An 11,799-nucleotide genomic window follows, 5' to 3' on the forward strand; every position below is an offset into this window, starting at 1 on the left:
CTGACAGAAGACCGCACTCGATCACACGCCAAAGGGTCAGAAACTTCTTGCATTGCGGGCGGCAACCACAGAAGGCTGTACATGACCTACCGACTGACATTGTCTCCCGAGGCCGCGGCGGCCAAGGCGGGGTTCTCGAAAGCGAGCGCGTATCGGATCGAGGACGATTTGCGCCTGCCATCGCAGAAGAAGGTGCCGAGAGGCCGGCGACGGTCCGATCCGCTCGTGCCCTATTGGGACGCCGAGATCGTTCCGATCCTGAAGGCTGCGCCCGGCATCCGCGTGATCGGCGTGCTGGACGAGCTGCGCCGTCGGCATCCCGACCTCAACCCCAACATCCGACGCACGCTGGAGCGGCGCATCAATGCCTGGCGGGCGCTCAATGGCCCTGAACAGGACGTGATCTTCCGCCAGGAGCACGAGCCCGGTCGTCTGGGTCTGTCCGACTTTACCGATACAAGCCCGCTCGGCATTGCCATTGCTGGTGAGACGCTCGATCACCGGCTCTACCACTTCCGGCTGGCGTTCTCCGGCTTTGAGCATGCCCATGTCGTGCTCGGCGGCGAAAGCTTCGTCGCCCTGGCCGAGGGCTTGCAGAACGCCCTGTGGGCGCTCGGCGGCGTTCCGCGGGAGCATCGCAGCGACAGCCTGTCGGCAGCATTCCGCAATCTGGCGGCCGACGCGCGGGAGGATCTGACACAGCGCTACGCCGCGCTGATGGGCCACTACGGCATGGCGCCAACGCGCAACAATGCGGGCATTGCACACGAGAACGGCTCGATCGAGAGCGCGCACGGTCATCTCAAACGAGCGCTGGAGGATGCGCTGTTGCTGCGGGGCACGCGCGACTTCATCAGTCTCGATGCCTACCGGGCTTTTGTCGACGAGATTGTCGGCCGGCGCAACGCCAACCTCGCTAAGCGGATCGCGCTCGAAAAGGAAGCACTGGCGCCACTGCCGAAAGGCCGCACGACCGACTTCGAGGAGAAGGTGATCCCGGTGACGTCGTCAGGCGGCTTCATCCTGCGGCGCGTGTTCTACACTGTGCCTTCAAGACTGATTGGCCATCGCCTGCGTGTGCGCATCTTCGACGACCGGCTCGAATGCTTCCTCGGCGTCACGCCGGTCGGGACGCTGCGGCGCGGGCGGCCTGTGTCGGAGAACCACGGCGGGCATGTCGTTGATTATCGGCACGTCATCCATGCCCTGCGGCGCAAGCCGATGGCGCTCGTCAATCTCGTCTATCGCGATCAGCTCTTCCCGCGCGCGGCTTACAAGCGCCTCTTCGAGACCTTGCGGGAGCATGGCGACGACCGGCGCGCCTGCAAGGTGACGGTCGAGCTTCTGGCTCTGGCCCATGAGCGAGCCTGCGAAGCCGAGCTCGCCGAGGCGATCGCGACCGCTCTCGATGCCGGACGGTTACCCGATCTTGCGGCATTGCGCGATCGCTTCCGACCCGAGGCGGCCTCGATCCCGAGTGTCGCCGTCAAGCTGGCGTCGCTCGACGTCTACGATGAGCTGGCCTCCGTCAGCGTCGTGTCGGCCCACTCGAACCTGGGAGGAGCAGCATGACCAGCGGAGCTACCTCCATCGATGCCGCCCGCGTCGAGCTGCTGCTCAATGAGTTGCGCCTGCCCGGCGTCAAGGCGATCTGGCCGAAGCTCGCCGCGCAGTCGGACAAGGAAGGCTGGCCCGCCGCCCGCTTCCTTGCGGCCCTTGCCGAGCACGAGGCAGCCGATCGCACCCGCCGCCGCATCGAACGACACATGGTGGAAGCGCGTTTGCCCGCCGGCAAGACGCTCGCCACGTTCGAGTTCGAGAGCGTGCCTATGCTGTCAAAGGCACAGGCGATGGCGCTCGCCGCCGGTGACGTCTGGTTGAAGACCGGCGCCAATCTGCTGCTGTTCGGTCCACCCGGCGGCGGCAAGACCCATCTCGGCGCAGCGATCGGCCTGGCTCTCGTCGAGGACGGTTGGCGCGTTCTCTTTGCACGTACCACTGATCTGGTGCAGCGGCTGCAGGTGGCCCGGCGCGAGCTGGCGCTGGAGTCCGCAATCGCCAAGCTTGACCGCTACGACCTCCTGATCCTCGACGACATCACATATGTGAGCAAGGACCAGGCGGAAACCAGCGTATTGTTCGAGCTGATCGCCTCCCGCTACGAGCGACGCTCGCTGCTGATCACGGCCAATCAGCCATTTGGCGAATGGGGGCGTATCTTCCCCGATCAGGCGATGACACTGGCGGCGATCGATCGCCTGGTGCACCACGCCACGATCCTCGAGATGAACGTCGAGAGCTACCGTCGAAAAGTTGCTCTCGATCGCAGGCGCGGTCCAGGCCGGCCGCCGGTTCACGCCACTCCAAATGAACTCGAGAAGGCGGTGACTGACGCTGGCAATGCCGCTTGATTGTCGCGCAGCGTCAATCAAGCCTTGCCAAGCCCGCAGCCAGCGTCAATTATCTTCTGACTCGGCCGCCTCGTCTCATCTTGATTGACGCGCCGCTCTCATCCTGATTGTCGCGCCATACCTGCATACCTGCGATATCCCCGCCGGTCTTATACTTTCCAATTCTGCCATGGAAGATCAAATCCCTTGTTGAGGACGATGTAGTTGTCACTCTCCGGCTCGTGCGAGTCCGATGAAGTGCGTGCACTCCGGGCGGCAAACGGGCAATGGCGCGACACCTCCAGGCCTTCAGCCATCTCGTGAGGACTTGTCGACAAGATCGGACAGCTTCAGTTGGAACTGTCGCCGTCGGAATCCCTGCAAACCGTCCCTGACGGCGAGTAAATGCGTCCAGCACTATGGCCGTATGGGCGGGGGCGATAGCCAACGACAGCTTCCGTGGCGTCGGGCGCTGCATGGTACCAATCGTTGCCCACGAGTAGTAAATTCAAATTGCAGGCTTGTGTGGCAAATATCCGGTTCAGGAGGCAGCCGCACTTGCGCTCACAGCGCCGGGGCGTCCATTCCTACGCGATTGGGTTCAAGGAACCTATTCTGTGAGTGCGTAGGGTGGACTGCCCCGGCCCAGTGAAGATCGGGCCAGTGACGCTATCAACCATCAAGATCGATAGCGAGCTAGTGCGGAGCCGATACAAAAACCCGACGCTCATCTCATTAGCACTGTGAGCGCTAGCGGTACGAGGAAAGATGTGATTAGTGCGTTTAGGCTCATAGCAATTCCAGAAAACACGCCAGCCACCTCGTCCACCTGAAATGCTCGCGCGGTGCCGATCCCGTGCGCGGCGATTCCTGCCGCAAAGCCACGAGCCCGAAAATCGGTGATGCCGGTACGGTTCATCAATCGCGTGACAACGGTCGCTCCCATGATCCCGGTGAGGATGACCGCGACTGCCGTCAGAGACGGATCCGCCTGCAGCGTTTCGCTGATGCCCATTGCGACCGCGGCCGTTACCGACTTCGGGGCAAGGGACAGGATCACCTCGCGAGGCAGGCCGGCAGCCTCCGCAAGCAGCACAATCGAGAAGACGGCCGTGACCGAGCCCGCAACGAGCGCTGCCAGCATCGGCACGATCGAGGCAAGGACAATCTTGCGATTTTCGTATAGCGGGACCGCGAGCGCGACGGTTGCCGGGCCGAGCAGGAAATGCACGAACTGCGCTCCGCCGAAATAGATCGCATACGGCGTGCCAGTTGCGAATAGAAACGCGCCGATGATCCAGACCGCGTGCAGCACGGGATTGGCAAGGGCATGACGGCGAAGCGCAAGCGACACGGCATCCGCGATTGCATAGACCAGCAAGGTGACCGTCAACCAAAGCAACGGGGATTGCGAGAGATAGACCCAGAGGGAGAACGGATTGTCCTTCACGGTGCCTCGCTGAACAGCCGACTGATAAGGCGGAACGTCAGAACCGTCGCAAGCAAAGTCACCATGACCGAGACAGCAAGGATCAATATTATAGCGAGCCCGTGCGTCGCGAGGAGATCGAGCTTTTCCACGACGCCAATGCCGGCTGGGACGAACAGGAGCGACAGATGCTTGAGCAGCCCCTTGCTTGCTGTTTCCACGCCGCTATTTCGTAGTGGGCCTCGAGCGATGCTTGAAAATCTGTCACGGGCAAGCAGCAGAATCAGCAAGAGCAGGAGCCCGAGCACGGGACCTGGCAGCGGTAGGCCGAGGCCCCGGGTGATGACTTCGCCGGCGAGTTGGCAGAGCAAGATAAGACTGAGACTTGCAAGCATGAAACACCCTGAGCGGCACATTCATATCAGGAGGAGCTACCGAAAAATTGTCCATGGCCGCGTGGTCGAGAACCGACCGCCCCTTCTTCGATTTGCTCAAGTCCGAGACGGCTTCTGACCACATCAGGTGCTCGCCCGGATCACGAACTTAGTACTGAGATATCCCTCGATTGCTTCCACCCCGCCTTACGAACCGTAGCTGGAATCCCTGATGTTTCCGAACGGGACTTCTGAAAGCGCCAAGCTAGGTATTTGATGGACACCATACCGCTTTCAAGCGGTCGGCCCCGAAGGCACAAGCCGTCGATTGGCCTCCTCGGCGACCTCGTCGTAGCTCTTGAATGCAATGATCTGGCGCGAGCGGCCAAACGACTCTTCATTCATGATACACGCCTCGGGCGAGGTCCCCGTCAGGACCGTTGACTCGACGAAGAACCCTTCGTTGCCAATGCGCTTGCCATCGGTCTGCAAGAATGCGCCGCGCTGGACTGACAGCGCCGGCAACGAAGCTCTCCATCGCATCGGCCAGCCGCGAATTGGCGAGTTGTCCCCCATTCGCGTATCCTTCTCGAACACATTTCCGACCTTGATGCGCCAAGCTTCTATCGTAGTTCGCCAAGTCGGCCCTTCTCGCCACATTTCAGACCTTTCTTGATAGGGCATTGAATTCGAGCAGCAGGCAATCCGCTATGCCTTCACCATGGCTGCGACCACCAGGAAGGAATGAACGCGTTCTCTGAGAAGCGTTCGCCGAAGTTTCGGGGTAGCTAGACGAGAAAGAGAGCTGGGGAGTAGTCATCAGAGGCCGTTGGGTCTGCACCGGCTATCGCGGCCGGACACCGGGCTTGCCAACCACAGGGAACGTAAATTCGATTCCCGCTTCAGAAAACGTCTTCCGCAACGTTTCCATCAGCTCATCAGACATCTGGGGAGTGTCATTGTACTCCTCCAGCCGCCGAATGACCGCGGAAGACACGCCCGCTCGCTCCGCTAGCTCCTTTACCGACCAGTTTAACATTCCACGCGCTGCACGCAGTTGCCTCCCCGTGACCTTTGAGGCCCCTCTTCGCTCCCGCGCGAGTATATCATGGTGTGCGTCGCTCCACGTGCCGAGCCATTCTCGAACGCCACCCTCGCTGTTCTTGAGGGGCACCGCCGCGCCCTGGTGCCAGCGATAGATGCCGTCCGGCCGGCGCAAGCGACATTCGACGTTATAAGGCTGCGCTGTCTCGACCGAGACCGCCCACTCTCTTAGAGCTGCCTCGCGGTCATCCTCATGGATGAGACCGATCCAGTCCTTGAAACGTGATCCATGATCTTCGGCAGTCTCTAGCGCATTGGAAACTGCAGTGAGGCGACCATCGCTACTGCTTGTCCATGGGAAACCCCGACAGATCTCAGCCAATGCCCTGTAGCGCTCCGCTTCTACTTTGAGCGCGTCCAAGAGATTGCGCTGTTCAGTGATATCGCGCGCGAGCCCAAGAATGCACTCTGGTTTGCCGGCCTCATCGAGCAGCGGTTCGGCCCGGCCGTGGATCCAGCGCAAAGTTCCGTTCGGACGGATGACACGAAATTCACCCTCGAGCAACGATCGATTGAGCTCCCGTGCGCCGAAACAGCGCATGCTGCTGCGGTCATCGGGATGAATCCTTTTCTCGATTTCCGCGTATGCTGGCGTAGTTCGACGCGGATCCAGCCCAAATAGCTCATAAAGGCCACGGGACCATTGCATCTGGCCGTTGCCGTCGCTGCGCCACAGTCCGACAGAGAGCTTCTCTTCCAAGAATGGAAGGACATTTGCAAGGCTGAGGCCGCTCTCGAAGTCAGGCAATGTGAGCTCCTGGCCGGACCTGGGGCCGAGTTCGGTGCATCTCGCGCGCGATCATCTTTGACGCCTCGCCCTCCTCCCGACCGCAACCAAGACGCCTCGCCCGACGGTTCACGGCAAATGACCTTGTCCTTCTTAGCAGGCAGCCACGCGGAGATTGTTTGTCGCGCCTCTATGTCCGAATGGCAGGCCAAAAACCACCACCGCCAGGTCGCCCGACCGCGCATAACCTTCCCGCTGGGCCGCCACGGCGGCGATCTGGGTTATTTCCTCATAGCCAGAGGGATCGCTGGCCACCACACTGTGTACGCCCCACAACAGGCACATGCGCCGCGCCACGTTTTCATCCTGCGTCAGAGCAAGGATCGGAACCGGCGGCCGCTTGCGCGAGATGCGGGCCGCGGTCGTCCCGCTGGCTGTGAAGCCGACGATGGCTTTGGCCTCGATGGTGGCTGCAAGATCTGCACCCGCGGCAGCGACCGCATGCGGAGGCGTATTCTCCTCGTCAACTCGTGAGGCCTCAATCAGGGACCGGTAGAGACGATGCTGCTCTGTACTCCTGATGATGCGATCCATCATGGCGACGGCCTCGATGGGATAGGCGCCGCTTGCCGATTCGGCTGACAGCATCACGGCATCGGCGCCATCATAGATGGCGGTCGCAACATCTGAGGCTTCCGCGCGCGTTGGCGTCGGCGCCGCCACCATAGAGTCGAGCATTTGGGTTGCGACGATCACGGGCTTTGCGGCCAGCCGGCAGGCGCGGACGAGTTCTTTTTGCCGGCCAGGCACGTCTTCTGGGGGGATTTCGACCCCGAGATCACCGCGCCCGACCATGAGAGCGTCTGACAACTGAATGATATCGTCGATGCGATCAAGCGCCATGGGCGTCTCGATTTTGGCGACGAGGCCCGCTGCTTCACCAATGAGGGCCCGCGCCTCGATCAGGTCTGAAGGCTTCTGAACAAATGACAGCGCAACCCAGTCGACACCGAGCTCCAGGCCGAAGGCGAGATCGGCGCGATCTTTCTTGGTGAGGGGCGAGATATCGAGCGACGCCCCCGGCAGGTTTACGCCCTTATGATCGCGGATCGGGCCGCCGACAATGACGCGCGCGACCATTTCGCGATCGCCCGGTCTTTCGACGCTCAGGCGCACACGGCCGTCGTCGATGAGCAGCTTTTGGCCTGGATGCGCAGCTGCAAATATTTCCGGATGCGGCAGAGGGATTGCCTGCTTTCCACCTCTTGCTCCGTCGAGGACAAAGCGGACGCTCTCTCCAGCATGCAGGCATAGCTTGCCCTCTTCAAGCAAGCCGATCCGGATTTTCGGGCCTTGCAGATCCTGTAGCACTCCGATGGGACGGCCGAACTCTTGCTCGAGCGCGCGGATCGCCGAAAACGCGCGCGCGTGGTCGTCTTGGCTGCCATGGCTGAAGTTCAGGCGAAAGGTATCTGTGCCTGCAAGATAGAGATCACGGATTTTGTTAGCCTCGGTTGTGGCCGGACCGAGGGTTGCGACGATCTTGGCGTGGCGCGAACGACGCATCAAAATTGAATCCTGTGCAATGGGCTACGTTAGGGATCGGCGCTCATAGCTGTTGCCAATACCGGGTTTATCACGCGCCTCGCCCGCGCCATTCCCAAGTCGACATCACGCTCCCGAAGCGGCAGCAGCTTTCTCTTGCTGCGTCGAGGAAACGATACTGTTGACGGCCCGGTACGCGAACACAATGGCTGGCCCAATGGTGATGCCTGCTCCGGGATAGATCCCACGCATCGGGGAGGTCATGTCATTGCCGCAAGCATAGAGTCCTGGAATTGGCCTTTCCTGACCGTCCAATACCTGCCCGCAAGTGTCGGTTGCCAATCCGGTTGCAGTGCCGAGCGTTGCCGGAACGATTGGGAGTGCGACGAACGGGCCGGTTTTGATTGGCCCAAGGTTTGGGTTCTTCTTGCCCACGGCCGAATCGCCGAGCGTGCGATTGAAAGCCGATTCACCGCGATTGAACAGCGGATCGCGCCCCTCAGACGCATGCGCGTTGTGTTCTTCGACAGTCTTTTGAAGCGCGGCGGACTCCAATCCCAGCTGCTTCGCAAGCTCTGGAATCGTCCGGGCGACCTTGATGTAGCCAAGGCGCGCATATTTCCCGATGCTCAAGGTCCATGGCCATGGCAGCAAATGCCCCATCCCTCTCAGCCGTACGAAGTCGTGGTCGCAGATGAAATAGAACCGCTTGTCTGCCGGATACCCACCGTTGAACATCGCCAAGCAGATGTCGTGATAGGAATTGGATTCGTTGACAAAACGCTTTCCATCTGGCCCCACGGCAATGACGCCGGGACGGCCGCGGTCGAGCCAGCCGTAGGGAACGACTTGCGAGGAACTGCCGCTCTTCAGAATCGATACGGGCGTCCAGAAGCCGGCAGAGGCAACATTGTTGTCGATTGCCGCTCCGAGCCTTGTCGCAAGAGAGATGCCGTCGCCTGTCGCATCGGGATGGGCGAGCGTGTCGTCGTGCTGGTGGGGGCCACTGAGCTCGGCTCTCAATTGCGCGTTACGCGCAAACCCGCCCGTTGCGAGGATCACCCCATGGGAAGCGCGCACGCGAATCTCGGAATCGGCCGACTTAACGACCGCGCCGGTGACGCGGCCTTCTTCCTTGATCAACTCTACGAGCGGGGATTCCGGCCATATCTCGACGCCGTACTTGCGCAGGCTCACAAGCAAGCGCGCGATCAGGGCGTTGCCTCCGCTGAGCTCGGTGCCGCGCCTGTGGCCAAGCCGGTCACGCGCGTAGCGGCTGACGCGGCGCAAGACGTGCCTGAGCGAGGCAAAGGATTGAAACGGATTGAGGAAGCTTCTCACCTCGCTCGATGAGATCATCATTCCGCCGAGCACAACGCGGATGGGATTGCCTATCAGATCGAAGTCGCTGCCAAGAAGCCGTCCGTCATAAGGCGCGGGGCTCAGTGCCCGGCCCTTATCGACTCCGCCGACCTGGCTTGAATGGTAGTCGGGGGCCGAGGCCAGCGTGAACTTGACTTCAGTCCCGTTCTCAAGGGCGGCGAGCGCAGCCGGGCCGTCCTCGAGATAGGCATCAACAAAGCCTGACCGGTAATATGTGCCAAGTTCATGTTGCAGGTAGGTCTTCGACTTCGCAAGCGAGTCGTCGATCTTCGCCGAGCGCGCTTGGTTCGAGCAAGGAACCCAGATCATTCCATTGGAGAGAGCTGTCGTGCCGCCAAGCCGCGCCGACTTTTCGCAGACAGTGACGCGCAGTCCTGCCTTTGCTGCATAGAGCGCAGCCGAAAGCCCGGCCGCACCACTACCGACCACGAGAACGTCGGTTGCCCAATTGTGCTCCGGCCTCCCCTCTCGGGCGAGTGCGACGGTCTTTCCCTTGCCTGATTGGCCCATCGGGTTATTCATTCGAGCCTCGCTGCGAGTGTTCTCTTGGAGCTGACGTCAGTGATGCCGCGGAAGCGGGACGGCTTTGAACTCCTCAGCCGCCGCCTTCACTGCCCGTTCGATCGGGATTCTTTCGATGGACGAGGCGCCAACGAAACCCACGCATTGCGTTGATCGGTACACCACGATCGTATCCTCCGGCTCCGCGATTGCACCGCCATGGCAAAGCAGGATCACATCGGAGCGCACGCTCCTTGCGGCGTCGCTGATGTCGTTGATGCGCCTGATCGCCTCTTGGATGGGCTGTCCTTCCTCATGGCCGACGAGCCCGCCTCGGGTGGCTCCTACGTGAGGGACGATGCAGTCCGCACCTGCGCCCGCCATCGCTTTGGCGTCGTCAGGGCTCGCGACATAGGCAAGCGAGAAGATGTCCTTCTTGCGCGCAGCCGCGATCATCTCGACTTCGCGTTCGAAGCCTAGTCCGACGCGCCCGCGGCGATAGCGCCATTTGTCGCCCATCGTGGAGATGGTCGGATAGTTGATTACGCCGGAGAAACCGGCCGACCAGAATTTGTCGAGCAGGGCATCAAGATCGAGCCGGAGGGGATCCCATGCCTCAATGCCGCCGATCACGGGCACCGAAGAAACGACGTTGCGGACTTCCGAGGCAAGTTCGAGCGTGCGCGCATTGGAATCGCCGATCCGGCTGGTCGGAAGTCCCATTAGGCGCGACAGCCCGGTGCTGTAGACGACCAGCATGTCCGCGCCCCCGAGCACTGCACATTTCGCAACCAGACCACAGCTGCTGCCCGCGGCAAGAATGGCTTTTCGCTCCGCCACCTGGTTTGCGATCTTGGCCAGGATTTCGGTTCGCTCAAACATTCGCATCGCCATCAGCCTTCTTGCCCAATTGCTTGAGGATCCATCTCGCAGCCGCCTCCGCAAATTCGGGATCGTTGATGTGACAGTTCAATTCGCGGACCGTAACCTTGGGCGGCAGATTGTCCTTAAGCGCATCGAGCCACGCGCGGTCCGCATCAGGATCTCGAAAGATGCCGCCGTCGCGGTCATAGTCGGAGACGCCTTTTGCCGGCCAAAGGACCATGACAGGCCCTTCTGCCAACGACAGCCGCTGGGCCGTAAGCCGGCCGATGCTCGTATTCTCGGCGAGGGTTGTGCGCATCAGCGTCGTGTACGGTGTATGGGAGTAGAATAGCCGGCCGCGAAATTGATCAGGAACGCTGGATGGCGCACCAAAATTGACCATGTCCACCGCGCCAGGCGCGATAACATGCGGTATTGATTGCTCTGCCGCTCCCTTGAGCCGATCCGGCCCGGCGCTCGCGGTGCCACCCACGATTTCGTCGGCGAGTTCGGTTGTGGTCAGATCAATCACAGCATCGAATTCGCCGGCCGCGATCAGCTGCTCCATCTTGCGGCCGCCCGCCCCGTTTGCAGGAAAGACGATCGCGTCGACCCCGGCCTTGCCGAGGCGCCCAACGCACTGAGTTGCCGCCGGCGTCGTCACTCCGAAGGCCGTGATCGCAACGATCTTCGTCTTTCGCGCAGCTTTGGCGGGCGCATAGCGCATGGCGGCGATGGCCTGTCCTGCATTCTGCAAGACCCGCTCGGTAAACGCATTGATCCCGAAGAGATCGACCAATGTCGGATAGAGCATGATGTCGTTGTGGACCGCCAATTCGGCGAGAAGTGCTGGCCTTGCGCTGCTCACGAGCAGCTTGGGAAAGCCATAAGGCAAATCAGATACGACTTCGCCGAACACCGCACTCCCCTTCCCACCGGCGACCCCGACGATCGCGCCGATGGCCCCTGATGCCAGCAGATCGCGAACTTTCCCGCGTGTTGTTGCGGCGATTTCTTTCAAGAGCTCGGCGGGCGAGGCGACGCGAACGCTATGACCGCCTGCTTGATTCGTCCGGGGCGCAATCTTCGAGGTGCCGACGTCAATCAGGACGGTCTTGCGGCCACACTTACAGATGATATCGGCCAAGTAGGAGACTTCGCGGCCCTTGGTATCGAGCGTAGCCACAATCGCGACTGCGTTCGAAAGCTCGGACAGGCTACCATCCCGGACCGCCCCCTGGCCGTCCGTGCAATGGTGAGACACGATTTTTCTCCTAGATCATTCTGACCAACGCGAGGTCTAGACCGAGCGGGATCGGCGTATAAGACCGCAAAGCGTCTAAGTGGGTAAGATTGGGTAGCCTCCTCCCGAAGTTCGAGCTACGTGCGCGCGGGCTTTTCAAGTGTACGCATACGACGAAGGCCGCCTGATTGACGCATGCGCGCGAGCACGGCGAGTTCTACGATGGCGTTGCGTGAAGG

Annotated in this window: 10 protein-coding genes; 2 read left to right on the forward strand and 8 right to left on the reverse strand. The window is 61.2% G+C overall.

What is annotated here, in order from left to right:
* Positions 1 to 81: 81 nt before the first annotated feature.
* Positions 82 to 1,572: an IS21 family transposase gene (gene istA, locus L6639_RS42320; protein WP_128929730.1), complete on the forward strand. Its 1,491-nt coding sequence runs from the start codon at positions 82 to 84 to the stop codon at positions 1,570 to 1,572.
* Positions 1,569 to 2,411, forward strand: a complete 843-nt coding sequence (gene istB / locus L6639_RS42325) for an IS21-like element helper ATPase IstB (protein WP_128955095.1) — start codon at positions 1,569 to 1,571, stop codon at positions 2,409 to 2,411. The genes istA and istB overlap by 4 nt, the downstream gene beginning before the upstream one ends.
* 706 nt (positions 2,412 to 3,117) lie before the next feature.
* Here istB and L6639_RS42330 read toward each other — a convergent pair.
* The 8 genes from L6639_RS42330 to L6639_RS42365 all read right to left on the reverse strand — a co-directional run bounded on the left by L6639_RS42330 (position 3,118) and on the right by L6639_RS42365 (position 11,581).
* Positions 3,118 to 3,840, reverse strand: coding sequence for an LrgB family protein (locus L6639_RS42330; RefSeq protein ID WP_128929732.1), 723 nt, complete (start codon positions 3,838 to 3,840; stop codon positions 3,118 to 3,120).
* The gene (locus L6639_RS42335) at positions 3,837 to 4,214 is read right to left on the reverse strand and encodes a CidA/LrgA family protein (protein ID WP_128929733.1); all 378 of its coding nucleotides are present in this window, start codon (positions 4,212 to 4,214) and stop codon (positions 3,837 to 3,839) included. The genes L6639_RS42330 and L6639_RS42335 overlap by 4 nt, the downstream gene beginning before the upstream one ends.
* A 273-nt stretch (positions 4,215 to 4,487) precedes the next feature.
* Complete coding sequence (locus L6639_RS42340; RefSeq protein WP_128929734.1) at positions 4,488 to 4,877, reverse strand: aldehyde dehydrogenase family protein; 390 nt, start codon at positions 4,875 to 4,877, stop codon at positions 4,488 to 4,490.
* A gap of 160 nt (positions 4,878 to 5,037) precedes the next feature.
* On the reverse strand, positions 5,038 to 6,045 hold the full coding sequence (locus tag L6639_RS42345; protein ID WP_128929735.1) for a PAS domain-containing protein: 1,008 nt from the start codon (positions 6,043 to 6,045) through the stop codon (positions 5,038 to 5,040).
* 132 nt (positions 6,046 to 6,177) lie between these two features.
* Positions 6,178 to 7,590 carry a pyruvate kinase gene (gene pyk / locus L6639_RS42350; RefSeq protein WP_128929736.1) on the reverse strand — a complete coding sequence of 471 codons (1,413 nt, stop codon included), beginning with the start codon at positions 7,588 to 7,590 and terminating at the stop codon, positions 6,178 to 6,180.
* Between the two features lie 105 nt (positions 7,591 to 7,695).
* Entirely contained in the window at positions 7,696 to 9,474 is a 1,779-nt protein-coding gene (locus L6639_RS42355) for an FAD-dependent oxidoreductase (RefSeq protein ID WP_128929737.1), read from the reverse strand.
* Between the two features lie 36 nt (positions 9,475 to 9,510).
* Positions 9,511 to 10,335, reverse strand: coding sequence for a phosphoenolpyruvate hydrolase family protein (locus tag L6639_RS42360; protein WP_237867295.1), 825 nt, complete (start codon positions 10,333 to 10,335; stop codon positions 9,511 to 9,513).
* Positions 10,328 to 11,581, reverse strand: coding sequence for a Tm-1-like ATP-binding domain-containing protein (locus L6639_RS42365; protein WP_232995598.1), 1,254 nt, complete (start codon positions 11,579 to 11,581; stop codon positions 10,328 to 10,330). Before L6639_RS42365 ends, L6639_RS42360 begins: the two co-directional genes overlap by 8 nt.
* Positions 11,582 to 11,799 lie beyond the last annotated feature (218 nt).

The organism is Bradyrhizobium zhengyangense, from assembly GCF_022012555.1.
Lineage (GTDB): Bacteria > Pseudomonadota > Alphaproteobacteria > Rhizobiales > Xanthobacteraceae > Bradyrhizobium > Bradyrhizobium zhengyangense.